Source organism: Rhodococcus sp. 21391 (genome assembly GCF_016772255.1).
GTDB classification, from domain to species: domain Bacteria; phylum Actinomycetota; class Actinomycetes; order Mycobacteriales; family Mycobacteriaceae; genus Rhodococcus_F; species Rhodococcus_F opacus.
The window spans coordinates 2,931,555-2,955,964 of record NZ_CP063781.1; the positions used below are offsets into that span (position 1 = coordinate 2,931,555).

A 24,410-nucleotide genomic window follows, 5' to 3' on the forward strand; every position below is an offset into this window, starting at 1 on the left:
GCCCGGAGAGGTATTTGCGTGACCAACGCTGTCCAGACGACGTCTGCCCCACTAGAGCAGACCGAGACCGAAACCCCTGATCAGAACGCCACCGTGACGTTCGCTGAGATCGGCCTGCCCGCTCCCCTGGTCCAGGCCCTCGCCCGCAACTCCATCACCGTCCCATCGCCGATCCAGGCGCTGGCCGTGCCCGATGCGCTGGCCGGCACCAACGTCCTCGGCCGCGCACAGACCGGATCGGGCAAGACCCTCGCATTCGGCCTGCCGATGCTCACCCGCCTGTCCCGCCACGAGGACCGGCCCGCACCCAAGCGTCCCCGCGCACTGGTGCTCGTGCCCACCCGGGAACTCGCATTCCAGGTGGTCGACTCCCTCAACTCGTACGCCGGGGCCATGGGCCTGACCGTCCGCCCCGCCGTCGGCGGCACCCCGTTCTCCAAGCAGGTCGACCAGCTGCGGCGCGGCGTCGACATCCTCGTCGCCACCCCCGGCCGGCTGAACGACCACCTGCGTCAGGGCACCTGCATCCTCGACTCGATCGAGATCACCGCGCTCGACGAGGCCGATCAGATGGCCGACATGGGCTTCCTGCCCGAGGTCCGGGCGATCCTCGGTGAGACCCGGGCCGACGGCCAGCGTCTCCTGTTCTCGGCCACCCTGGACCGTGAGGTGCAGTCGCTGGTCCGCCAGTTCCTGCCCGACCACGTGCAGCACTCCACCGAGGACGGTCGCGCCAGCGTCGACACGATGGAGCACTACGTGCTGCTCGTCGACCGCGGCCAGAAGGACAACGTCCTCGCGGAGATCGGTGCCCGCGACGGCCGCACGATCATGTTCGCCCGCACCAAGCTCGGCTGCGAGGGCATCACCGACCGCCTCCGCGCGGTAGGCATCGCCGCCGAGGCGCTGCACGGCGGCAAGGCGCAGAATCAGCGCACCCGTGTCCTCGAACGGTTCAAGAACGGCCGCACCCCGGTGCTCGTCGCGACGGACGTCGCCGCCCGCGGCATCCACGTCGACGGCATCGACCTGGTCGTGCACGTCGATCCGCCTGCCGATCACAAGGACTACCTGCACCGCGCAGGCCGGACCGCCCGTGCCGGCGAGAAGGGCACCGTCGTCGCGATCGTGCTCCCCAACCAGAAGCGCACGTTCCGCCGCCTGACCGGGATGGCCGGCGTCGACGCCACCGCCGTGCCCGTCACCCCCGGCTCGGAGAAGCTGGCCAGCATCACCGGCGCCAAGGCGCCCAGCGGAGAACCGGTGCGCGACACCTACTCCCGCGGCGAGCGTGGCGGCGACCGCAAGTTCGGCGACCGCGGACCCCGCCGTGAGGGCGGTTACGCCGGCCGCGACGGCGGCGGCTACCGCGGCAATCGCAGTGACCGCGGTGAGCGCAGCTTCGGCGACCGTCCGTCGGGTGGTCGCAGCTTCGAGGGTCGTGGCCCGCGCCGCGACCAGACCGACAACCGGTCCGGCGGCTACCGGGGCGACCGCCCGCAGCGTGACGGTGACAACCGTGGCGGCGGTTACCGCGGCGACCGGGACAACCGGACGTTCACCGATCGGGCCCCGCGCCGCGACTTCGGTGACAGTGCACCCCGCCGCGAGTACAGCGGCGGCAGCAGCGCCCCGCGCCGTGACTTCGGTGACCGCGGCGACAGCCACCGCGGTACCGGCGAGCGCAGCTTCGACCGCAGCGCCCCGCGCCGCGACTTCGGCGACAACCGCGGTGCGGCGGGCGGGTTCCGTCGCGACGACCGCCGCGACGACCGTCGGCCCGCGGCCGCGTCGGAGCGGCGCCCCGCGTCGACCGGTGGCGGGTTCCGCAGCCGCACGGATCGTCGCTCGTACGACGGCTTCGACGGCCCGCGGCGTGAGCGACGCAGCTGATCGATCGCTGATCGGACAACCGAATAACGAAGTGTGAGTGAAGGCCGGCCGTCGCGTGTGCGACGGCCGGCCTTCGTATGTTTGGCTTAGGCGGTTGAGGTTTTCGTAGCCGCCGATTTCACTACCGCCGAGCGAGAGGGAATGCTGTATCCATGACTATCGACAACACTGAGGGTGCCCGCGCCCAGATCGGCGTCACGGGACTGGCCGTCATGGGCTCGAACATTGCCCGCAACTTCGCCCGGCACGGTCACACGGTCGCGCTGCACAACCGCAGCATCGCCAAGACCGACGCCCTCATCAAGGAGCACGGCAGCGAAGGCGACTTCGTCCGCACCGAGACGATCGAGGAGTTCGTGGGCGCGCTGCAGAAGCCGCGCCGCGTGCTGATCATGGTCAAGGCCGGCGACCCCACCGACGCCGTCATCGAGGAACTCGCCGCGGCGATGGAGCCCGGTGACATCATCATCGACGGCGGCAACGCCCTCTACACGGACACGATCCGCCGTGAGGCCTCCCTCCGGGAGCGTGGCCTGCACTTCGTCGGCGCCGGCATCTCCGGCGGCGAGGAGGGTGCGCTCAACGGCCCGTCGATCATGCCGGGCGGACCGAAGGAGTCCTACGCGGCCCTCGGCCCGCTGCTCGAGTCGATCGCCGCGCAGGTCGACGGCACCCCCTGCTGCACGCACATCGGCCCCGACGGGTCCGGTCACTTCGTGAAGATGGTGCACAACGGCATCGAGTACGCCGACATGCAGCTCATCGGTGAGGCGTACAACCTGCTCGGGTCCGCCCTCGGCTACGACGCCGGGAAGATCGCCGACGTGTTCACCGAATGGAACGGCGGCGACCTCGAAAGCTACCTCGTCGAGATCACCGCGGAGGTGCTGCGGCAAAAGGACGCCAAGACCGGCAAGCCGCTCGTCGACGTGATCGTCGACGCCGCCGAGCAGAAGGGCACCGGCCGCTGGACCGTCAAGTCCGCGCTCGACCTCGGTGTCCCCGTCACCGGGATCGCCGAGGCCGTGTTCGCCCGCGCCCTGTCCGGGTCCCGCGAGCAGCGCAAGGCCGCGGTCGGGCTGGCGTCCGGCGTGCTCGCCGACAAGCCCACCGATGCCGCCCAGTTCACCGAGGACATCCGGCAGGCCCTGTACGCGTCGAAGGTCGTGGCCTACGCGCAGGGATTCGACCAGATCGCGGCCGGTAGTGCCGAATACGACTGGGACCTGCACCCCGCCGACCTCGCGACCATCTGGCGTGGCGGCTGCATCATCCGCGCCCGGTTCCTCAACCGCATCAAGGACGCGTACGACGAGAACCCGACGCTGCCGAGCCTCATCCTGGCCCCGTACTTCCGTGACGCCATCGAGACGGCCATCGACAGTTGGCGCCGGGTGGTCTCCACCGCCACGCTGCTCGGGATCCCGGTGCCGGCGTTCGCGTCGTCGCTGTCCTACTACGACGCCCTGCGCGCGGAGCGGCTGCCCGCGGCCCTGACGCAGGGGCAGCGCGACTTCTTCGGCGCCCACACCTACGAGCGGGTCGACGCGGAGGGCAAGTTCCACACCCTGTGGAGCGGTGACCGCAGCGAAGTGCAGGTCTGAGCCTCGCCGACTGCCCGTCCCCGGCCGTGACGTACCGCGTGTACGTCACGGCCGAGGCGTCGGAGGCCCCTGCTCGGAGGCGGTAGCCTTCTCGATATGCCCGACGACGAGTTCTCCTCCCCCGCACCGGTGGGTGAGACGTTCCTCGCGCTCGGTCTCCCCGCGGTGATGACCCACGCCCTCGCCCGTGGTGGCATCGGGGCGCCGTTCCCGATCCAGGCGGCCACCATTCCCGACGTCCTCGCCGGCCGTGACGTTCTGGGCCGCGCCCCGACCGGCTCCGGGAAGACCCTCGCGTTCGGACTGCCGATGCTCGTGCGGCTCAAGGGCGCCGCGAGCAGGCGGGGCTTCCCGCGCGGCATCGTCCTGGTGCCCACCCGTGAACTGGCGTTGCAGATCGAGCGCGCCCTGGACGAGCCGGCGCTGTCCGTGGGGTTGCGGGTGGCGAACGTCGTCGGCGGGATTCCCATCAAACGTCAGGTCGAGATCCTGTCGCGGGGTGTCGACCTGCTGATCGCGACGCCGGGACGCCTCGCCGACCACGTGGCGCAGGGGTCGGTGTCGCTCGACGACGTGACGGTGCTGACCCTCGACGAGGCCGACCACATGGCCGACCTGGGGTTCATGCCGCAGGTCACGACGATCCTCGACAAGACCCCGGCGGGCGGTCAGCGGCTGCTGTTCTCGGCCACCCTCGACGGGGAGGTCGACACCCTCGTCCGCCGGTACCTGCGAGACCCGGTCACCCACTCGACGGCGCCGGTCACCGCGTCGGTGGGCACCATGCGCCACCACCTGCTGTTCGTCGACCGGGTCGACAAGAAATCCGTGGTGGCACATATCGGTTCACGTGCGGGACGCACCCTTATGTTCGTGCGCACCAAGTACGGGGTGGACCGGCTCGCGCAGCAACTCCACGAAGCCGGCATCTCCGCGGGCGCCCTGCACGGCGGCAAGGCGCAGAACAACCGCACCCGCACCCTCGAATCGTTCGCCGACGGCACCACCCCCGTCCTGGTCGCCACCGACGTGGCGGCGCGAGGCATCCACGTCGACGACATCTCACTCGTCGTCCACGTCGACCCCCCGGCCGACCCCAAGGACTACCTGCACCGCGCGGGCCGCACCGCCCGCGCCGGCGAGTCCGGTGTGGTGGTCACCCTCGTCACCGAGGACGAACGCGCCGAGGTGGAGAAGCTGACCCGCAAGGCCGGGATCGAGGTGGACGGCGTGCGGGTGCGGCCCGGCGACACGGTTTTGGCCGAGATCACCGGCGCCCGCCGCCCGACCGGGAAGGCGGTCCCCGCACCCGACACCCGGGCACCGGCGCAGGACACCCCGAAGAAGGGCAGGCAGGCGCACGACACCGGCGGTCGCCCGGCCCGCCGCGGCCGGCCCGGGGACGGCGGAGCACCGCGGGCGGGTGCCCGACGCGGCCGGAAACCCGGACCTGCGTCAACTCCGCACGGACACCGCAACCGCGGGGCACACTGAGAGGCATGTCCCTGCCGTTCGCGTCGATCGTGTGCGCGCTGATCGCGGCACTGCTGTTCGCGTGCGCGTCGGTCGCCCAGCAGAGCGCGGCGTCCGCGGTCCCCGAGGACGCCGCGTTGATGACCACCCTGCTGCGCAGTCCCCGCTGGTGGGCCGGCATCGTCGGGGACGGCGGCGGGTACGCGATGCAGGCGGTGGCGTTGGCGCTCGGGTCGGTGCTCGTGGTGCAGCCGCTGCTGGTGACGGCGCTGCTGTTCGCGTTGCCGTTGTCGGCGAACTTCTCCGGGTACCGGCTCAGCCGCACCACCTGGGCCCTCGCCGTCGCACTGGCTGTCGCGCTCGCGGTCTTCCTGGTGATCGGCGACCCCACCGAGGGCAACATCGACGCCCCGTTCCGCGAATGGGTGGTGCCGCTCGGCATCCTCCTCGCCGTGGTGGCGGTCGCGGCCGCCGCGGGGATGTCGAAGATCGACCCCGGATGGCGGGCGCTGCTGCTCGGTGGGGCGGGCGGCATCCTGTACGGGGTGGCGGTCGCGTTCACCAAGTACGTCGTCGAACTGGTGCCCCGCGGGCTGTTGGCGGTGCTGAGCAGCTGGCAGGCGTGGGCGCTCGTCGCCGCCGGCCTGCTCGGGGTGTATCTGCAGCAGCGCGGGTTCCAGGTGGGTCCGCTGTCCGCGTCGCTGCCCGCACTGACCATCGCCGAACCACTCGCCGCCGTCTTCCTCGGCATGACCGTCCTCGACGAGCGGCTGCGGGTGTCGGGTCCCGGACTCGTGGTGGTCGGCTGCGCGGTCGCGGTGATGCTGGTGGCCACGATCGGACTGTCCAGGTCGCAGGCCCAGCGGACATCCGACACCACCGCAACTTCCCCGGTATCGTCCTGACATGTGCAGTTCCTCGACGGGCATCGCCCTCCCTATGACCTGACGTACGACGACGTGTTCCTGGTGCCGAACCGCACCGAGGTCACCTCGCGATTCGACGTCGACCTGGCCACCTCGGACGGGTCGGGCACCACCATCCCGATCGTCGTCGCCAACATGACGGCGGTCTCGGGACGCCGCATGGCGGAAACGGTCGCCCGCCGCGGCGGTCTGGTGGTCCTCCCCCAGGACCTTCCGGCGCCTGCCGTCGCTGAGACCGTGTCGTTCGTCAAGAGCAGGCATCTGGTCGCCGACACCCCGGTCACGCTCGGCCCCGACGCCGCCGTGTCCGACGCCCTGGCGCTGCTGCCGAAGCGGGCGCACGGCGCTGTGGTCGTCGTCGAGAACGACCGCCCCGTCGGTGTCGTCACCGAGGCCTCCTGCACGGACGTCGACCGGTTCGCGCGACTGCGCTCGGTGGCGCTCACCGACTTCGTCACCGCCCCCGACTCCGCGTCACCGCGGGAGGTATTCGAACTCCTCGAGGGCAAACACGACTCCCTCGCCGTGATCGTCCACCCCGACGGCACCCTCGCCGGGGCCCTCACCCGCACCGGCGCCATCCGGGACGGCATCTACCAGCCCGCCGTCGACGGCAACGGGAAGCTGCGGATCGCCGCGGCCGTCGGCGTCAACGGCGACGTCGCCGCGAAGGCGCGCGCCCTGGTGGACGCGGGGGCCGACCTGCTGGTCGTCGACACCGCGCACGGCCACCAGCAGAAGATGATCGACGTGCTCGGTGCATTGAAGAAGGCCGACCTCGGTGTCCCGCTCGTCGCCGGCAACGTCGTGTCCGCCGCCGGCACCCGGGACCTGATCGACGCGGGCGCCGACATCGTGAAGGTCGGTGTCGGACCGGGCGCGATGTGCACCACCCGGATGATGACCGGGGTGGGCAGGCCGCAGTTCTCCGCCGTCGAGGAATGCGCCACCCAGGCCCGCGCGATGGGTGCGCACGTGTGGGCCGACGGAGGTGTCCGTCACCCCCGCGACGTCGCTCTCGCCCTCGCCGCGGGCGCGTCGAACGTGATGATCGGGTCGTGGTTCGCGGGCACCTACGAATCACCCGGCGACCTGCGGGTGGACCAGTCCGGCAACGCGTACAAGGAAAGCTTCGGCATGGCCTCCAAGCGTGCGGTCGCGGCGCGCACCGCCACGGACACCGCGTTCGACCGGGCCAGGAAAGGCCTGTTCGAGGAGGGTATTTCGAGTTCCCGGATGCGGCTGGACCCGGACCGCCCCGGCGTTGAGGACCTGATCGACCACATCTGCTCGGGTGTGCGCAGCACCTGCACGTACGCGGGCGCGCGGACGCTGGCGGAACTGCACGAGCGGGCCGTTCTCGGTGTGCAGTCCGCCGCCGGGTTCGCCGAGGGCCGCCCCCTGCCGGCCGGCTGGTGACGACCGCATCCTGATGTGCCGGTGGGTGTCCTGTTCCACGGAACCGGACATCCACCGGTATCATGGGTCGCTCAACCACACCAGTTCTCGGCGCCGGACCCGTCCGGGCCGTCGAGGCCGAACGAGAGGACTCCGGTGCCCGCGGCACCCACACACGAAGCAAGCGCCCCACCCGCCGTCTCCGGGAGTGCCGTCGCCTCCTGCTCCGTGGAATCGGATTCCGATTCCGCCGGTTCGGAGGGCTCCTCTAGCGAGCCGGGTGACAAACCCGGCGACCCCCGTTCCTCAGCTCGGCGGCGTTGACACATGGACATCGCGCTCAGCATTCTCGCTCTGCTCGGCTTTCTCGCCCTGACCGCGGGCACCGCGTTGTTCGTGGCGGCCGAGTTCTCCCTCACCGCCCTCGAACGCAGCACCGTCGACTCGCACGCCCGCGACGGTGACCGCCGGGCCCGGCAGGTGCAGCACGCCCACCGCACCCTGTCCTTCCAGTTGTCCGGGGCGCAGCTCGGCATCACCATCACCACGCTGATCACCGGTTACCTGTCCGAACCGGTCCTCGCCCGGTTCATCACCCCGGTGCTGTCCGCGATCGGGTTCAGCGAATCCGCTGCCGCGGCAACGTCGTTGGTGATCGCCCTCGTCCTCGCCACCTCGTTCTCGATGGTGTTCGGCGAACTCGTGCCGAAGAACCTCGCCATCGCCCACCCCCTGCCCACGGCACGTGCGACGGCTGGCATGCAGGCCGCGTTCTCGCTCATCTTCAAGTGGGCCATCAACGGGCTCAACGGATCCGCGAACTGGCTGGTGCGCCGCCTCGGCATCGAACCGGCCGAGGAACTGCGGTCGGCGCGGTCCCCGCAGGAGCTCGGGTCGCTCGTGCGGACGTCCGCGCAGCGCGGCGCCATCGACAAGGGCACGGCGCTGCTGGTGAACCGCTCGTTGCGGTTCGGGGAACGCACCGCGGAGGAACTGATGACCCCGCGCGTGAAGATCGAGACCCTGTCCACCACGGACACGGTCGCCGACCTGATCGACGCCGCCTCCCGCACCGGGTTCTCCCGCTTCCCCGTCGTCGACGGGGACCTGGACGACGCCGTCGGCGTCGTCCACATCAAGCACGCGTTCGCGGTGCCCGCCCATCGCCGCCGCACCGCCCGCCTCAACTCGCTCGCCCAGAAGGTCCCGGTGGTGCCCTCCAGCCTGGACGGTGACGCCCTGATGGAGCGGATCCGGTCCGACGGCATGCAGGTCGCGTTCGTCGTCGACGAATACGGCGGCACCGCCGGGATGGTCACGATGGAGGATCTGATCGAGGAGATCGTCGGCGACGTCCGCGACGAGCACGACGAATCCGAGATCGACGTCCAGCGGGTCGGTGACGGCTGGTCCTGCTCCGGGCTGCTCCGCGTCGACGAGGTCTCCGACACGACCGGCTACACCGCACCCGACGGCGAGTACGAAACCCTCGGCGGACTCGTCCTCACCGAACTCGGGCGGATTCCCGACGAGGGCGACGAGGTCGAACTCCCACTGCCCGAGGGCGCGCACGACCCCGGTGGCCGGTGGGTCGCCACCGTGACCCACATGGACGGCCGGCGCATCGACCGGGTGCTGCTCACCCCGAAGCCCGACGAGACCGCCCACACCGACAGCGAGGAGGACGACGATGAGTGACCTCTTCGGTGTGCTGCTCACCTTCGTGCTGCTCGGGGGCAACGCCTTCTTCGTCGGCGCCGAGTTCGCGCTGATCTCGGCCCGCCGCGACCGGCTCGAGGCCCTGGAGTCGCAGGGCAAGAAACGTGCCCGCACCGTGATCACGGCGGGCGAGAACCTGTCGCTGATGCTCGCGGCCGCGCAGCTCGGCATCACCATCTGCTCGATCCTGCTCGGCAAGGTCGCCGAACCGGCGATCGCGCATCTCCTCGAGGTCCCGCTCCACGCGGTCGGCCTGCCCGCCGGGCTGCTGCACCCGGTGGCGTTCACGATCTCGCTGGCGCTGGTCGTGGTGCTGCACATCCTGCTGGGTGAAATGGTGCCGAAGAACATCGCACTCGCGGGCCCGGAGCGGACGGCGATGCTGCTGGTCCCGGTGCACCTGCTGTTCATCAAGCTGGCCCGCCCGCTGATCTCCTTCTACAACCTGTGCGCCAACCTGACGCTGCGGTTGCTGCGGGTGGAGCCGAAGGACGAACTCGACGTCACCGTGTCGGCGGTGGAACTGTCCGAGATGATCGGCGAATCCCGTTCCGAGGGACTGATCGACGCGGAGGAGCATCGTCGGCTCACCCAGGCGCTGGAGACCACCGACCGCACGGTCAGCGAGGTGATGATCCCCCTCGACAAGGCCCGGACCATCCCCCTGTCGGAGGGGGGAACCCGGCTCGGCGCCATCGAGCAGGCCGTCGTCGAGACCGGGTACTCCCGATACCCGGTGCGCGCCGACGACGGCTCACTCGTCGGGTACCTGCACCTCAAGGACGTGCTCGACGACATCCTCGACGAGGAGGCCGGACCCGACACCGTGATCCCGCGGTCGGACATCCGTCCGCTGCCGTGCATGTCGACCGCCACCCCGCTCGCGGAGGCCCTGGCGAGTCTGCGCCGCGCCAGCTCCCATCTGGGGGCGGCGGCGGACCCGTCCGGGCAGATCGTCGGCATCGTCGCCCTCGAGGACCTCGTCGAGGAATACGTGGGCACCGTCCGCGACGGCACCCACCGCGTCAACGGCGTCAATCCGGGACAGCGATCGAGCTGATCGGATGGACGTTCTGGATGCGTCGGAGTGGATCCCTCGCCGCGACCGGCACCAGGCGAGGGTGTCCGCGCTGATCGGACCGCACCTGGAGCGCCGGGAACGCGGCGAGACCCACCCGGTGATCGACTTCCTCTTCACCTATTACAGCTACCGGCCGAATCAGCTGCTGCGCTGGCACCCCGGGTGGGGAACGGTCCTCGCCGGCGGGGACGAGTACGCCGAACTCCGCGGGTATCACCGCACCGACGCCGGGGTCACCGTCGACCCGGAGTTCCTGCAGCGCCGCTCGGACACGGTCGCCTTCACCACACGACTGATGGAGGCGACCGCCGGGCGTCCCACCCACCTGTCCTGCTTCGGCCTGCACGAGTGGGCGATGGTTTACCGATCGGACGAGGTTCGGCACGGCAGCGTCCCGCTGCGGCTCGGGCCGGGCGGCACCGACTCCGTCGTGGAGTCGCTGCACCTGCGCTGCACCCACTACGACGCGTTTCGGTTCTTCACCCCCGCCGCTGAACCGCGGAACAGTGAGCCGTTGACCCGCGAAGACCAGCTCGGGCGGGAACAGCCCGGGTGCCTGCACGCGTCCATGGATTTGTACAAGTACTGCTACAAGCTGGCGCCGATGATCGACTCGGACCTGACCGTCGACTGCTTCGAGCTGGCGCTCGCCGCGCGGGAACTCGACATGCGGGCCAGCCCGTACGACCTGACCGCCTACGGGTACACTCCGATCCCAATCGAGACCCCGCACGGCCGCGCGGAGTACGTCCGGGAGCAGTCGGCGCTGGCCGCCCGCGCCGCACCGCTTCGTGCCGCGCTGCGTGACCGGTGCCGCCGGTTGCTCGCTACCGTGAGCCCATGACTCTCCCGGGCTACGACCGCTACTGTGCCGAGATCGTCACGCAGACCGAACTCCCCGGTGATTACCTGGCGGCCCGCCTCCCCGTCCTCACGTTGGCGGCCGGTTCGGTGGCCGCGCTCACCGGTGCCGTCGACCGGTTCGACAGCGCGGTGGGCCGCGCCCCCCGGCCGTGGCGGCTCGATCCCGAGCGGATCGCCGCCTCGTTCGCGAGCGACCGGCTACTGCGGGTATCGGGCGCCCCGGTGTCCGGTTTCGCGGAGCTGTCGGGGTTCTTCGCGGCCGCGGACGGCTGGGTGCGGACCCACGCCAACTACCCGCATCACCGCGCGAGACTGCTGGCGGCACTCGACCTCCCCGACGACGCCGGCCGCGACGCGGTGGCCGCCCGGGTCGGGAACCTGACCGCCGCCGACGTCGAGGACCGTGCCGCCGCGGCGCAGGCCATCGCCGTGCGCGTGCGGACCGCGGCGGAGTGGGCGGCGAGCCCGCAGGGTGCGGCCGCGGCGTCCGGCGACCTCGTGTCCACCGTCGTGCACGCCGCGAGCTCCCGTCCCGGGACACGGCAACGCTCCCGCCGGGAATCCGGCAGGTGGCCGTTGGCGGGGGTGAAGGTCCTCGACCTGACCCGGGTGATCGCCGGTCCCGTCGCCACCCGCACGTTGGCGCTGCTCGGCGCCGACGTGCTGCGGATCGATCCGCCGGCGATCCCCGAGATCGTCGTGCAGCACCTCGACACCGGGCAGGGCAAGCGGTCCGCGCTGCTCGATCTGCGGTCCGCCGACGGCCGACTGTTGTGGGACAGCCTGCTCGCCGAGGCGGACGTCGTCGTCACCGGGTACCGGCCGGGCGCGCTGGACGGTCTACTCGACGACGCCCCCGACCATCTGGTGCGGGGACGGGTGTGCGCGTGGGGCGGCTCCGGCCCCTGGGCGCACCGCCGCGGCTTCGACAGCATCGTCCAGGCGGCGTCGGGAATCGCGACGATCGAGGGCGGCGACGACACCCCGGGCGCGCTGCCCGCGCAGGCACTCGACCACGCAGCCGGCTATCTGCTCGCCGCCGGCATCGTCGACGCCCTCGCCGCGGGGCACGTCGACGGACGCGGCCGCTCCGTCGACGTGTCACTCGCCCGCACCGGCGCGTGGCTGCTGGCCGCGGACGGCCGATCCGAGGATCCGCCGCCGGCCGCGGTGCCCGGGCCCCGGTGCCTCACCGCGCACGGCGACCTGGTGACCGCCCGTCCCGCCCTGGCCGAATTCGACGACTACCCGTTCCCGGCCCGGCCCTGGGGTGGCGACACCCCCGGCTGGTCCGGTGTCACACCGTCGCCGTGAACCGCGGGCTCGGTTCCCCGGTCAGATGTCCCGGCGGCAACCGGCGTCCGCACAGCACGAGGAGCAGGTCCTGGGCGGAACCGCGCAGCGGCGCGCCCGCACCGTAGGTCCAGGCGCGGTCGTCCGCCGTCAGCTGCACGCCCGCCAGGTCGGTGCCGAAGTACTTGACGTGCTTCGGGCCGACGCCGCCGAGGACCCGGTCGAGGCGGTCGTCCGGGACCCGCCTGCCCAGGCCGAGCGCCACCGACACGTCGAGACCGTGGATCACGTCGTGGGACAGTGCCCCCTCGAAGCCGCCGCCCGGCGGCTTCCACGGATGCGCGACGTTCTCCTCCGGGGTGTGCAGCAGCGCGTCCGCGGTCAGGGTCCGTGCGTCCTCGCGGGCCTGCGCGTCCGACATCCGGTTGAAGTTTCCGCGCGCCTTCACCATCTTCAACAGGATCCGCGGCGTCGACAGGCGGTACGGCATGGTGATGTGCGCGATCACCTCCCGGCTGCGCCACCCCGCGCACAGCGACGGCGCGTCCCATTGCTCCGGCGTCAGTCGCGCCAGCATCGACGCCAGGTCGCGCCGCTCCCCTGCGACCCAGTCCGGTGCCGTGTCCCGTGCCATGTCCGTCTCCTCCGGTCGCCGTGTCGTGCTCTACGTAGGCAGACCGTGCCCGCCGGCGAAACTCATCGCGCAGCCGTGAAGAATGGTCGGGTGAGCACACACGACTACACGCTGACGGTCACCTGGACCGGCAACCGCGGCGCGGGAACGTCGGGCCCGGACGCCTACGACCGCGACCACGTGATCGCGGCGGCCGGGAAACCCGATCTGCCGGGCAGCGCGGACCCGTCGTTCCGCGGCGACGCCACCCGCTGGAATCCGGAGGAACTGCTCGTCGCGTCGCTGTCGCAGTGCCACATGCTCTGGTATCTGGGCCTGGCCGCCGCGGCCGGTGTGGTCGTCGTCGACTACCGGGACGACCCGACGGGCACGATGGTCGAGCACCCGGACGGGGCGGGCGAGTTCACCGAGGTCGTGCTGCATCCCACGGTGACCGTCGCGGATACGGCGATGGCCGCGCGCGCCGAGTCGCTGCACGCCCGGGCGCACGCGAGGTGCTTCATCGCCCGGTCGGTCGCGTTCCCCGTGCACCACCGGCCGACGGTGGTGACGGCGTGAGCAGGCAGCGACTGATCGTGGACGTCGACACCGGCATCGACGACTCCCTCGCGCTGCTGTACCTGCTGGCCAGTCCCGAGGCAGAGATCGCCGGCATCGCCAGCACCGCGGGCAACGTGCCCGTCGAGCAGGTCGCGGCGAACAACCTGAACTGGCTCGCCCTGTGCGGCGCACCCGACATCGAGGTGGCGCTCGGCGCCCGGGTGCCGCTGGACTGCCCGCTGCGCACCACCGAGGACACGCACGGACCCCAGGGCATCGGGTACGCCGTCCTCCCCCCGTCCGGGCGGTCGCTGTCGGAGCGGGACGCCACCACCTTGTGGGTCGACCTGGTCCGCGCCCACCCCGGCGAGCTGACCGGGTTGGTGACCGGGCCGCTGACGAACCTGGCCCTCGCGATCCGCGAGGAACCCGCACTGCCCCGGTTGCTGCGGCGACTGGTTGTGATGGGTGGGGCGTTCAACCACCCCGGCAACACCACCCCCACCGGTGAATGGAACGTGTCGGTGGATCCGGAGGCGGCCAAGGAGGTGTTCGACGCGTTCTCCGGGCTGCCGGAGGGCCGGCGTCCGATCCTGTGCGGACTGGACGTCACCGAGACGATCGAGATGACACCGGACCACGTCCGGCGGCTGGCGGAGGCGGCGGGAAGCGCACCCGCCGAGATCATCTCCCCCGACGACGGACCGCAGGTGCGCTCGACCGCCTCCAACCCGGTGATCCGGCACCTGTCCGACGCCATCCGTTTCTACATGGACTTTCACCGCACCCACGACCAGGGTTTCCTGGCGCACATGCACGACCCGTTCGCGGCGGCGGTGGCGTTGAACCCGGCGATCGCCCGCACCCGACCCGCTACGGTCGACGTCGAACTGCACGGCCGGCTGACCCGGGGCGCCACGGTCGCCGACTGGGTGGGTCATTGGAACCGGGAACCCAACGTCGACATCGCGGTGAGCACCGACCCGGTCGCGTTCTTCGACGATCTCGTCGACCGGGTCGGGCGCTTCGCGAAATCAGTCGGCTGACGCGTCCGGGCCGTCGAACGCGTCGAGGATCTCGGCGGCGGCCAGGGCCGCCGTCAGGGAACCGTCCCGCACCCGCTGTTCGATCTCGCCGCGGATCGCCTTGACCCGGGTGTTGGACGCGAGCCGGCGCAGCAGCTGGTCGTTGACCATCGTCCACGTCCAGTCCACCTGCTGGCGGCGCCGGTTCTCCTCGAACTGCCCGGCCGCGGTCAGCACCTCACGGTGCCGGCAGACGGTGTTCCAGAAGTCCTCGAGACCGACACCCTCGAGACCGCTCATCGTGATCACCGGCGGCGTCCAGACGGCGTCGTGCGGGTAGATCAGCCGCAGCGCACCCGCAAGTTCCCGGGCGGCGCCCTTCGCTTCCCGCTCGTGTTTGCCGTCCGCCTTGTTCACGGCGACGAGGTCGGCGAGTTCGAGGACACCCTTCTTGATGCCCTGCAACTGGTCGCCGGTGCGGGCCAGGGTGAGGAAGCAGAAGCAGTCCACCATGTTCGCGACCGTCACCTCGGACTGCCCGACACCCACCGTCTCGACGAGGATCACGTCGAATCCGGCGGCCTCGAGCAGCACGATCGTCTCGCGGGTCGCCTTCGCGACACCGCCGAGGGTGCCCGACGTCGGTGACGGCCGGATGTAGGCGTCCTTCTCGACGGTCAGACGCGCCATCCGCGTCTTGTCGCCGAGGATCGACCCGCCCGTGCGCGTCGACGACGGGTCGACGGCCAGGACCGCCACCCGGTGCCCCTGCCCGATCAGGTGCATCCCGAGCGCGTCGATGAACGTGGACTTCCCGACGCCGGGCACACCGGTGATCCCGACCCGGTGCGCCTTCCCCGATTCCGGCAGCAGCTCGAGCAGCAGCCGCTGCGCCGCCTCCCGGTGGTCGGTGCGGGTGGACTCGACCAGGGTGATGGCCTTCGCCAGGCCGGCGCGCTGATTGGCGCGCACGGCCTGGGCGAGCGCATCGATGTCGACTGGAGGCCGCCCCATGTTATTCCGGGGTGCCCGTCAGGTCGTGGCCGAGCTGCGCGGCCAGCTTCTCGAGCAGGCCGCTGGCGGCGTCCGCGATGACCGTCCCCGGGGGGAAGATCGCGGCGGCACCCGCCTCGTACAGTTCGGCGAAGTCGCCGGGCGGGATGACGCCCCCGACCACGATCATGATGTCGGGACGTCCCACTGCGGCGAGGGCTTCCCGGAGCGCAGGCACCAGCGTGAGGTGACCTGCGGCCAACGACGACACACCGACCACGTGGACGTCGTTGTCGGCCGCCTGGTTGGCGACCTCCTCCGGGGTCTGGAACAGCGGTCCCACGTCCACGTCGAATCCGATGTCCGCGAAGGCCGTGGCGATCACCTTCTGGCCGCGGTCGTGGCCGTCCTGCCCCATCTTGGCGATGAGGACACGGGGACGCCGGCCCTCCTCCTCCGCGAACTTCTCGACGAGTTCCGTTGCCTTGTTGATGTTGTCGACCTTTCCGGCCTCGTCCCGGTACACACCGCTGATGGTCCGGATCTCGGCCTGGTGACGCCCGTACACCTTCTCGAGCGCCTCGGAGATCTCGCCGACCGTTGCCTTCGCGCGGGCCGCATCGATCGCCAGGGCCAGCAGGTTGTTCTCCATGCCGCCCTCCGTGGTGGCCGCGGCGCGGCTCAGTTCGGCGAGCGCCGCCTCGACGGCGTCCGAGTCGCGGTCGGCGCGCAGCCGGTCCAGCTTCTCGAGCTGCTCCTTGCGGACCCGCGAGTTCTCGACCTTGAGGACCTCGATCTCGTCGGCCTCGTCCGGCACGTACTTGTTGACGCCGACGAGCGGCTGCCGGCCGGAGTCGATGCGGGCCTGCGTGCGGGCCGCGGCCTCCTCGATCCGCAGCTTCGGGATGCCCTCGCTGATCGCCTGCGCCATGCCGCCGGCCTCTTCGACCTCGGCGATGTGTGCGCGGGCCCGGTTCGCCAGCTGGTGAGTGAGCCACTCGACGTAATGCGATCCGCCCCAGGGGTCGATGGGACGGACGGTCCCCGACTCCTGCTGCAGCAGCAGCTGGGTGTTGCGGGCGATGCGGGCGGAGAAGTCCGTCGGCAGCGCGAGGGCCTCGTCGAGCGCGTTGGTGTGCAGCGACTGGGTGTGCCCCTGCGTCGCCGCCATCGCCTCGACACATGTGCGGGCCACGTTGTTGTAGACGTCCTGCGCGGTCAGCGACCAGCCCGACGTCTGCGAGTGGGTGCGCAGCGACAACGATTTCGCGGACTTCGGTTCGAACTTCGCGACCAGTTCACTCCACAGCAGGCGACCCGCCCGCAGCTTCGCGACCTCCATGAAGAAGTTCATGCCGATCGCCCAGAAGAACGACAACCGGGGCGCGAACTTGTCGATCTCCATGCCGGCGTCGAGACCCGCACGGATGTACTCGACACCGTCCGCGAGGGTGTACGCCAACTCCAGGTCGGCGGTGGCCCCGGCCTCCTGGATGTGGTAGCCGGAGATGGAGATCGAGTTGAACTTCGGCATCTTCGCGCTGGTGTACGCGAAGATGTCGGAGATGATCCGCATCGACGGCTTCGGCGGATAGATGTAGGTGTTGCGGACCATGAACTCCTTCAGAATGTCGTTCTGAATGGTTCCGGCCAACTGCTCCGGGGCGACACCCTGCTCCTCGGCGGCCACGACGTACAGCGCGAGGATCGGCAGCACCGCACCGTTCATGGTCATCGAGACGCTGACGCTGTCGAGCGGGATGTGGTCGAACAGCTGACGCATGTCCAGAATCGAGTCGATCGCCACCCCGGCCATGCCGACGTCACCCTGCACCCGCGGATGGTCGGAGTCGTAGCCGCGGTGCGTCGCCAGGTCGAACGCCACCGACAGACCCTTCTGCCCGGCCGCGAGGTTGCGGCGGTAGAAGGCGTTGGATTCGGCGGCGGTGGAGAAGCCCGCGTACTGGCGGATCGTCCACGGCTGGTTCACGTACATGGTGGGGTACGGTCCGCGCACGAACGGTGCGGCGCCCGGGAAACTGCCCACCGGGTAGCCCTCGGCCTCGGCGGCGTCGCGGTCGGCCTTGGTGAAGACGGGTTTGACGTCGATGCCCTCGGGGGTGGACCACACCACCTGTTCGGGGCTGTAGTGGTTGGCGGCCGCGGCGGATGCGATCAGCTCGTCCGTCTGCTCCGGGGTCGGGGCGGGCGGCTGCGGAAACTGCGGATCCTCCAGTGGCACGTCGGCGAAGCTGCCGATCGCGTGCTTGACCTCGCGAGTAGTCACTTCTTGCTCCCTGTGTCGCCCGAGGAGTCACTCGAGCTCTCGATGGTGTCGAGCAGGCCGGACAGGACCGAGACTGCGTCGATACGGGCGGTGACGAATCCGTCGGGCCGGGCGGAGCCGTCCGCGTCGGCGACGACCTTCTCCGGGCCGGCGAGCAGCACGGTGCCGACACCGGCCGCGCGCAGTTCCTCCACCGCGGCGGTGGCTTCGGCGGCGTACCGCTTGTCGGTACCGCAGATCACCGCGATACCGGCGCCGGAGTCCTTCGCGGCGGCGGCGATGCTGCCGTCACCGATGGCGAGGGGACCGGGATTGCGGGCCTCGATGCCGCCCGACGCCAGCAGGTTCGTGCTGAACGTGGTCCGCACGTTGTGCTCGGCGACGGGGCCGAGCGGGGCCAGGAAGACGGCGGGTCGCGCCCCGTGCGCCGCCAGGTAGGCGTCGGAGCGGTCCCGCAGCGCCTCGAACGCCGCGGCGTACCGGGCGACGCTCCCGGTCTCGGCGGCGCCCGCGGGCAGCGGGGCTTCCGCGAGGTTCGGGAACTCGTTGACCCCGGTGACGGTGGTCTTGCGGTGCGCGATGTCCGAATCACGTTGGGCGCGGGTGGACGCGATCCGGTCGCCGATCAGACCGGCATCGAGCGCGGCGACGTAGCCGCCCGCCGCCTCGATCTGCTGTAAGAATTCCCACGCCTTGGCCGCCACCTGCTGGGTGAGGTCCTCGACGTACCACGACCCGGACGCCGGGTCGAGCACCCGGCCGAGATGCGACTCCTCGAGCAGCAGCAGCTGGGTGTTGCGGGCGATGCGGGCGGCGAAGGTCTTCGACACACCCAGCGCCCCGGCGGGCAGTGCGGCGTCGAACGGCAGTACTGTGACGGCGTCCGCGCCGCCGACACCGGCACCGAACGCGGCGAGCGTCGTGCGGAGCATGTTCACCCACGGATCGCGTTGCGCCATCATCGCGGCCGAGGTGACCGCGTGCTGGGGGGCGCCGCCGAAGTCGGAGGCGCCGCACACCTGGGCGATCCGCGCCCACACCAGCCGCGCCGCCCGGAACTTGGCGATGGTCTGGAACTGGTCGTCGGTGGCCGAGAACCGGAAACCGAGCTGCCCGAGCGCCTGCCCGATGGTCAGGCCGCTCTCGGTGAGGGCCCGCAGATATTCGAGGCCCGCCGCGATCGCCGCACCGAGTTCCTCGGCGTCGGACGCACCGGCGTTGTGAAACACGGTGCCGTCCACGGTGATTGCCCGCACGCTCTCCGAACGCGCCGCGGACTCGGCCGCGAGGGCCACCGCATCGCCGAGTTCGACGTCGGCGGCACCGGAGAACGCGCTCGTGAGCGGGGCGGTCCCGAGGTCGACGCGGACTGCGGTGCGGTCGGTGACCCCGTCACCCGCCGTGGCACGCGCGTCGAGCAGCGCGAACAGTGCCCGCCCCGCGAGCGGCGCGTCCGTTCCGGCGTCGAGGGTCAGCGGGGCCAGGTCGAGGAGCACCCCGTCGAGCGCCGTCTCCAGCGACCGGACCGGAAGGTCGGCGCCTCCGACGGCGAGCCACAGCGCGCTGACACCGTTCTCCAGGGCGTCCAGGACGGAGCGGTTGACGTCCGCCGCCTCCGCGCCCTCGCCGAAGCGGGCGCTGACCAGCCAGCCCGCGTTCACGTCCCGGGTGGCGTCCGCGCCACGCACGTAGGGGAAGGTGCCGGGCAGGGGCTGCTCCGGACGCTCGTCGCGCTGGCTGTACAGCGGCGCGACGGTGACACCGTCGTAGGTGACGGTCTCGAGGAGCTTCTGGGGTTCCGGACCGAGTTCCGCGGCGTCGATCCGACGCGACTTCGCGAGGACTCCGGCCACGGAGTGCTGCCAGTCGGCGTACGCCCGCGCAGCTTCCTCGGCTTCTGAAGCTAATGACACGGTGTCGGCTTCCTCTCCCTGATGAGCGATCGATCAATACATTGTGTGACTGTGATGCTAGCCGCAGTTCGGCGCCCCCTATCGTGAGGATCACCACACGATGCATAACCTCAGGTCATGAGTATTGCGCAGGAACCGGTGGTCACCGATCGCACCGCCACGCAACGGTTGTTCGGCCTCGGCGCGCCGACCCGGGACGTCGACGACCGCGGCGAACCCCTCAATCGTATGAGCATGGACATCGGCGCGCTCGCCCCGAATACCGCCCGGACCGCCTACGGCGGCGTCCTCGCCGTGCTGCTCGACGATCTCCTGGGATTCACCGTCTGGGACCGGCGCGGAACACGCGACGGCCTGGTCTCGGCCGAGCTGTCGGTGGACGTCGTGACACCCCGGCGGTGGCAGGGACCGACGCTGCAGGCCGAGAGCCGGCTCCTCGCACTCACCGCGGACGGCGGCACCTCGACCGCCCGCGTCCACGACTCGGCGGGCACCCTGATCGCCACCGGCACCCTGTGGGGCAACTTCGTGGACCGGCCGGCGCCGGGCGCGGACGGGTCGGCCCTCCCCGACTTCCCGGAACCGGGGGTCGCGCCGCTCGACTGGATCGGCGGCCGGATCGAGGACGGACCCGACGTGCGGGTCGTGGTGCCGGCCAACCCGCTGGTCGCGAACAAACTCGGGTTCATGCACGGCGGCGTCCAAGGCTGCGCGATGGACCTCGCGGCGAACGCGGCCCTGAGCCGGGCCGGCGCGGATATGGACACGGCGTCTGTGCGGATCAACTATTTCCGTCCGATTCCCCTCGATCGCGACACGACGTTCACCGCGGACGTGGTCAGGGCGGGCCGCTCGGTGGCGGTGGCCCGGGTGGCCGGGACCTCGGGCGGGCGGATCTGCGTCGAGGCGACCGTGACCGGGCGCCGACGCCTGTCCTGACCGGCGCTCATGGCGCCCCGCCCCGGTCACCCGGGTAGCCTGATGCCCTGTGAAGAGACGCCTCGGGGACCGCAGGGTGATCGGCGTCGCCGTACTGGCAGTCGCGCTGGTCGTCGTGGCGCTGCTGGCCCCGCACCCGTCCGTGCTGCAGGTGCGGGAATGGGCGCGGTCGGTCGGGCCGGCCTTCCCGCTCGTCTTCTTCGCCGTGCACGCGCTGGTGACGGTGTTCCCGTTCCCCCGCACGGTGTTCACGTTGAGTGCCGGTCTGCTGTTCGGTGCGTGGCTGGGCATCGCGATCGCAGTGCTGGCATCGACGGTGAGTGCGGTGCTCGCCCTCTACGTGGTGCGCGCCGTCGGCCGGGACGTGGTGTGGCAGCGCATCTCCAATCCGACGATCCGCCGGGTGGACGAGCGGATCGCCCGGCGCGGCTGGCTCGCCGTCGGTTCGCTGCGACTGATCGCGTTCGTCCCGTTCTCCGTGGTGAACTATTGCGCCGGGGTGTCCTCGATCCGGCTGGTCCCGTACGTGCTGGCCACGGTGGTCGGTGTGCTGCCGGGGACCGTCGGCATCGTCGTTCTCGGCGACGCCCTCACCGGGGAGACGAAGCCGGGACTTCTCGTGCTGTCCGCGGTGTGCATCGTCATCGGAATCGCCGGGCTGGTGGTGGACTCTCGGCGGCCGCTGGACGGTTCCGGCGACACGATGCCGGACGTGGCTGTCGACCGCCCCGCCGAGGACGAGTCAATAGCGCAGCCTTGAACCCAGCTAGTCAAGCTTTGAGTCTTGACATATTAATATCTAGTTTCTAACCTTGACCCATGTTCGTGTTGACGGTCGACCAGCGCGGAAGCCGCCGCGACGTCGACCGCGTCGCCCAACTCCTCACCGAATTCGCGAACCGTGACCTCGTCCGCCCGTTTCAGCGGACCGCCGGCGACGAGGTCCAGGCCGTCGTCGCGGACCCGGCCACCGTCGTCGACCTCGCACTCGACCTCGTCGGACGCGAACACTGGAGCATCGGCATCGGCGCCGGACCCGTCGAAGAACCCCTCCCCGCCGAGACCCGGGCCGGTCGCGGCCCCGCGTTCGAATCCGCACGGGTCGCCGTCGACCGCGCCAAGAGCGCCCCCGGCCGGGTGGCCGTCGAAGGCTCCGACCCCGAGAGCGCCGCCGACGCCGACACCGCCCTCACCCTCGTCGCGGTCCTCGTCGCGCGCCGCACCGAGGAGGGCCGCGAGGCCGTCGAACAGATGCGGCACGGATCCACCCAGACCGAGGCGGCCCGCGCGCTGGGCATCAGCAAACAGGCGGTCTCCCAACGACTCTCCACCGCAGGCTGGCATGTCGAGACCGCCGGACGACGACTGGCCGAACGACTCCTACGCAAGGCGGACACGTGACGACCCTCGCACTCATCGCGCTCGGCGTCGCCGCCGCCGCACCCCTGGCCCTCGCGGCGCCCCACAGCCCCCGCTGGATGTCGCAGTGGGCGGCGCCGATCGTGGTCGCGCTCGCCCTGGCCGTCGCCGCGCTCGCCGCCTCCGCCACCACACCGGTCACGGGCTTCGCGCTCGCCGCGACCCTCGTCCTGTGCGTCGCGGCCGCCACCACCGGCGGGGCACCCCTCGTGCTCGCCGCGTTCCGCATCGCGCGCCGCCAGCCCGACGCCGGATCCGACCAGCGGCCCGACGCCGGGCCGCTGCGCGGCGGACGGATCATCGGACTCCTCGAGCGTGCCGCCGTCGCGGCCTCGATCCTCGCGGGCTGGCCGGAGGGCATCGCCGTCGTCCTGGCGGTCAAGGGACTGGCCCGCTACCCCGAGCTGCGCGAACCGCACGCGTCGGAACAATTCATCATCGGCACGTTCACCAGCGTGCTCTGGGCGATCGCGGTGTGCGGAACGGGACGCGCACTCATCACCTAGCCGTCCCCGCCACCGGTGCGGGACATTCACCCCCGGGGGGCACAGAACCAGCCCTGGGGGTGGTGGGAGCGCTGCCCGATGCGGACGAGAGTCGTACTCGTCCGCATCGAGGGAGAAAAATTTCGTGCCTACCGATTTCGTGTCACACGTCCGCGCCCAGGTCGCCACGTACGGCGACGACCGGTCCTACATCTACCACCGTGAGGTCGGCCGCGAACTCGTCGCCGAGGACGTGACCTACCGCGACCTGGATCGGGACGCACGCGCGCTGGCGGTGTGGCTGTCGACCCGGCCCGAGGCCGAGCATCCGGTGATGCTGCTGTACGTCGACGGAATCGACTTCCTCCGCGCGTTTCTCGGTTGCCTCTATGCCGGGGTGGTCGCCGTCCCCGCCCCGGTCCCGCACGACGTGCGCAGCATGCAGCGCGTCGCCACGATGTTCGACGACGCCGATGTGCGCCTCGTCCTCACCACCGCCGCGGTCGCCGAGCCGCTCGACACCTGGATCCGCGACTCCGGGCTCGCCGGCACGGTCTCCGTCGCCGCGACCGACACCACCGAACCGGGCGATCCCGACGACTGGCGGCTCCCCGACCTCGACGGCGACACCCTGGCCTTCCTCCAGTACACCTCCGGTTCCACCAGCGAACCGAAGGGGGTGATGGTGACCCACGGAAATCTGCTGCACAACGCCGCGGCCATGACCCGCGCCAACGGCGCCGACGACACGGTGACCGGCGCCGGCTGGCTCCCGCACTTCCACGACATGGGTCTGATCGGGATGCTGCTGCTGCCGATCTACGTGGGCGGCAATCTCGTGTTCATGTCGCCGATGTCCTTCCTCAAGCGGCCGGTGCGGTGGCTGCAGCTGATCGACCGGTACCGCGCCGACATGACCCTCGGCCCGAACTTCGCGTACGACCTCGTCGCCCGCCGGATCTCCGACGATCAACTGGCCGGGCTGGATCTCTCCTCGGTGCGGGTCGCGCTGAACGGGGCCGAACCCATCCGGCCACGCACCCTCGACGCCGTGACCGACCGGCTCGCACCCTTCGGCTTCCCGGCGGGCGCGTTCCTGACCGCGTACGGGATGGCCGAGGTGACCCTGCTCGCGACCGCGAGCGAGGTGGGCTGCGCCCCAAGGTATCTCGACGTCGACGCCGACGCGTTGGAGCGCCACGAGCTCACCCCGAGGGCCGGTGGTGTCCGGCTGGTCAGCAGCGGCCGGCCGTTCGGGTGCGACATCCGCATCGTCGACCCGCACACCGGCCGGGAGCTGCCGCACGGCCGGGTCGGGGAGATCTGGATCTCCGGTGGCAGCGTCGCCGCCGGCTACTGGAACCGGCCCGACGAGACCGAGGAGAAGTTCCGCGCCACCCTCGCCGACGACGGACCGTACCTGCGCACCGGCGACCTCGGGGTGACCGACGACGACGGTCACCTCTACGTCACCGGCCGCCTGAAGGACCTGCTGATCGTCAACGGCCGCAACCTCTACCCGCAGGACGTCGAGGAGGCCGTGCGGGAGCTGCATCCGGCGCTCACCGGTGCCGCCGGGGTGGTGTTGTCGATGGATACCGGGCAGCACGAGCGGCTGCTGGTGATCCACGAGGTCAAGACCGCGCTGATCGACGACCTGACGCTGCCCGGCCTCGCCCGCCGGATCCGGCTCGCCGTCGCCCGCGACTTCGACGTCCACGCGCCGAGCGTGGTGCTCGTCGACCGGCACGGAGTGCATCGCACCACGAGCGGGAAGGTCCAGCGCAGATCGATGCGCGCGTCGTTCCTGCAGTCCCGCGTCGAGGCGGTGCTGCACGAGGAGATCGACCCGGCGGTGCAACGCCTCCGTGCCACCGCCGTCGCAGCGCCCGCCTGACCCCCGATCACCGACCAGAGAGAACCC

At 71.0% G+C, this 24,410-nt stretch carries 20 protein-coding genes; 16 read left to right on the plus strand and 4 right to left on the minus strand.

All coding sequences use genetic code 11. The features are described from left to right. Window positions 1-18 precede the first annotated feature (18 nt). The 9 genes from GO592_RS13780 (at window position 19) to GO592_RS13820 (ending at window position 12,272) form a co-directional block, all read left to right on the plus strand. Window positions 19-1,893 (plus strand): DEAD/DEAH box helicase, encoded by a 1,875-nt coding sequence (locus tag GO592_RS13780; protein ID WP_007300693.1) that lies wholly within the window; start codon window positions 19-21, stop codon window positions 1,891-1,893. Window positions 1,894-2,045: 152 nt separating this feature from the next. Continuing rightward, window positions 2,046-3,497 carry an NADP-dependent phosphogluconate dehydrogenase gene (gene gndA / locus GO592_RS13785; RefSeq protein WP_005255084.1) on the plus strand — a complete coding sequence of 484 codons (1,452 nt, stop codon included), beginning with the start codon at window positions 2,046-2,048 and terminating at the stop codon, window positions 3,495-3,497. 96 nt (window positions 3,498-3,593) lie between these two features. Continuing rightward, entirely contained in the window at window positions 3,594-4,991 is a 1,398-nt protein-coding gene (locus tag GO592_RS13790; RefSeq protein ID WP_005255082.1) for a DEAD/DEAH box helicase, read from the plus strand. Window positions 4,992-4,996: 5 nt separating this feature from the next. Continuing rightward, window positions 4,997-5,875 (plus strand): DMT family transporter, encoded by an 879-nt coding sequence (locus GO592_RS13795; RefSeq protein WP_007300692.1) that lies wholly within the window; start codon window positions 4,997-4,999, stop codon window positions 5,873-5,875. 3 nt (window positions 5,876-5,878) lie between these two features. After that, the gene (locus GO592_RS13800) at window positions 5,879-7,315 is read left to right on the plus strand and encodes a GuaB1 family IMP dehydrogenase-related protein (RefSeq protein ID WP_007300691.1); all 1,437 of its coding nucleotides are present in this window, start codon (window positions 5,879-5,881) and stop codon (window positions 7,313-7,315) included. Between the two features lie 306 nt (window positions 7,316-7,621). Continuing rightward, entirely contained in the window at window positions 7,622-8,992 is a 1,371-nt protein-coding gene (locus GO592_RS13805; protein WP_007300689.1) for a hemolysin family protein, read from the plus strand. Next, on the plus strand, window positions 8,985-10,073 hold the full coding sequence (locus GO592_RS13810) for a hemolysin family protein (protein ID WP_007300688.1): 1,089 nt from the start codon (window positions 8,985-8,987) through the stop codon (window positions 10,071-10,073). Before GO592_RS13805 ends, GO592_RS13810 begins: the two co-directional genes overlap by 8 nt. Window positions 10,074-10,077: 4 nt before the next feature. Beyond that, window positions 10,078-10,938: a hypothetical protein gene (locus GO592_RS13815; protein WP_007300687.1), complete on the plus strand. Its 861-nt coding sequence runs from the start codon at window positions 10,078-10,080 to the stop codon at window positions 10,936-10,938. Further along, the gene (locus GO592_RS13820; protein ID WP_007300686.1) at window positions 10,935-12,272 is read left to right on the plus strand and encodes a CoA transferase; all 1,338 of its coding nucleotides are present in this window, start codon (window positions 10,935-10,937) and stop codon (window positions 12,270-12,272) included. The genes GO592_RS13815 and GO592_RS13820 overlap by 4 nt, the downstream gene beginning before the upstream one ends. On the opposite strand, the gene GO592_RS13825 is transcribed toward GO592_RS13820, so the two are convergent. Further along, a complete protein-coding gene (locus GO592_RS13825) occupies window positions 12,256-12,885 on the minus strand; it encodes a maleylpyruvate isomerase family mycothiol-dependent enzyme (RefSeq protein WP_007300685.1) in 630 nt (209 codons plus the stop codon). The genes GO592_RS13820 and GO592_RS13825 overlap by 17 nt on opposite strands. A gap of 90 nt (window positions 12,886-12,975) precedes the next feature. Between GO592_RS13825 and GO592_RS13830 the strand changes: the two genes are divergently transcribed. Together GO592_RS13830 and GO592_RS13835 are read left to right on the plus strand one after the other, a co-directional pair. Beyond that, a complete protein-coding gene (locus GO592_RS13830; protein WP_007300684.1) occupies window positions 12,976-13,443 on the plus strand; it encodes an OsmC family protein in 468 nt (155 codons plus the stop codon). Next, window positions 13,440-14,471, plus strand: a complete 1,032-nt coding sequence (locus GO592_RS13835) for a nucleoside hydrolase (RefSeq protein WP_007300683.1) — start codon at window positions 13,440-13,442, stop codon at window positions 14,469-14,471. The genes GO592_RS13830 and GO592_RS13835 overlap by 4 nt, the downstream gene beginning before the upstream one ends. Here GO592_RS13835 and meaB read toward each other — a convergent pair. From meaB to GO592_RS13850, 3 genes are read right to left on the minus strand one after another with little or no spacing between them, the layout of a single operon-like run. Further along, on the minus strand, window positions 14,460-15,464 hold the full coding sequence (gene meaB / locus GO592_RS13840) for a methylmalonyl Co-A mutase-associated GTPase MeaB (protein WP_005255064.1): 1,005 nt from the start codon (window positions 15,462-15,464) through the stop codon (window positions 14,460-14,462). The two genes, GO592_RS13835 and meaB, sit on opposite strands and share 12 nt — an antisense overlap. Window position 15,465: 1 nt before the next feature. Further along, window positions 15,466-17,730, minus strand: coding sequence for a methylmalonyl-CoA mutase (gene scpA / locus GO592_RS13845; RefSeq protein ID WP_007300682.1), 2,265 nt, complete (start codon window positions 17,728-17,730; stop codon window positions 15,466-15,468). Further along, a complete protein-coding gene (locus GO592_RS13850; protein ID WP_039952847.1) occupies window positions 17,727-19,643 on the minus strand; it encodes a methylmalonyl-CoA mutase family protein in 1,917 nt (638 codons plus the stop codon). The genes scpA and GO592_RS13850 overlap by 4 nt, the downstream gene beginning before the upstream one ends. 117 nt (window positions 19,644-19,760) lie before the next feature. On the opposite strand from GO592_RS13850, the gene GO592_RS13855 reads away from it, so the two are divergent. The 5 genes from GO592_RS13855 to GO592_RS13875 all read left to right on the plus strand — a co-directional run bounded on the left by GO592_RS13855 (window position 19,761) and on the right by GO592_RS13875 (window position 24,383). Then, window positions 19,761-20,582, plus strand: coding sequence for a PaaI family thioesterase (locus GO592_RS13855; RefSeq protein WP_007300680.1), 822 nt, complete (start codon window positions 19,761-19,763; stop codon window positions 20,580-20,582). A gap of 49 nt (window positions 20,583-20,631) precedes the next feature. Continuing rightward, on the plus strand, window positions 20,632-21,342 hold the full coding sequence (locus tag GO592_RS13860) for a TVP38/TMEM64 family protein (protein WP_257226353.1): 711 nt from the start codon (window positions 20,632-20,634) through the stop codon (window positions 21,340-21,342). 59 nt (window positions 21,343-21,401) lie between these two features. After that, window positions 21,402-21,983 (plus strand): hypothetical protein, encoded by a 582-nt coding sequence (locus GO592_RS13865; protein ID WP_005255056.1) that lies wholly within the window; start codon window positions 21,402-21,404, stop codon window positions 21,981-21,983. Further along, window positions 21,980-22,507, plus strand: a complete 528-nt coding sequence (locus GO592_RS13870) for a hypothetical protein (RefSeq protein ID WP_007300678.1) — start codon at window positions 21,980-21,982, stop codon at window positions 22,505-22,507. Before GO592_RS13865 ends, GO592_RS13870 begins: the two co-directional genes overlap by 4 nt. A 124-nt stretch (window positions 22,508-22,631) precedes the next feature. Further along, on the plus strand, window positions 22,632-24,383 hold the full coding sequence (locus tag GO592_RS13875) for a fatty acyl-AMP ligase (protein WP_007300677.1): 1,752 nt from the start codon (window positions 22,632-22,634) through the stop codon (window positions 24,381-24,383). Window positions 24,384-24,410 lie beyond the last annotated feature (27 nt).

Coding starts and splice junctions, on each gene's coding strand:
- gndA (WP_005255084.1), top strand. CDS start 2,046: ATGACTATCGACAACACTGAGGGTGCCCGCGCCCAGATCGGCGTCACG.
- GO592_RS13790 (WP_005255082.1), top strand. CDS start 3,594: ATGCCCGACGACGAGTTCTCCTCCCCCGCACCGGTGGGTGAGACGTTC.
- GO592_RS13795 (WP_007300692.1), top strand. CDS start 4,997: ATGTCCCTGCCGTTCGCGTCGATCGTGTGCGCGCTGATCGCGGCACTG.
- GO592_RS13805 (WP_007300689.1), top strand. CDS start 7,622: ATGGACATCGCGCTCAGCATTCTCGCTCTGCTCGGCTTTCTCGCCCTG.
- GO592_RS13810 (WP_007300688.1), top strand. CDS start 8,985: ATGAGTGACCTCTTCGGTGTGCTGCTCACCTTCGTGCTGCTCGGGGGC.
- GO592_RS13815 (WP_007300687.1), top strand. CDS start 10,078: ATGGACGTTCTGGATGCGTCGGAGTGGATCCCTCGCCGCGACCGGCAC.
- GO592_RS13820 (WP_007300686.1), top strand. CDS start 10,935: ATGACTCTCCCGGGCTACGACCGCTACTGTGCCGAGATCGTCACGCAG.
- GO592_RS13825 (WP_007300685.1), bottom strand. CDS start 12,885: ATGGCACGGGACACGGCACCGGACTGGGTCGCAGGGGAGCGGCGCGAC.
- meaB (WP_005255064.1), bottom strand. CDS start 15,464: ATGGGGCGGCCTCCAGTCGACATCGATGCGCTCGCCCAGGCCGTGCGC.
- GO592_RS13855 (WP_007300680.1), top strand. CDS start 19,761: ATGAGTATTGCGCAGGAACCGGTGGTCACCGATCGCACCGCCACGCAA.
- GO592_RS13865 (WP_005255056.1), top strand. CDS start 21,402: ATGTTCGTGTTGACGGTCGACCAGCGCGGAAGCCGCCGCGACGTCGAC.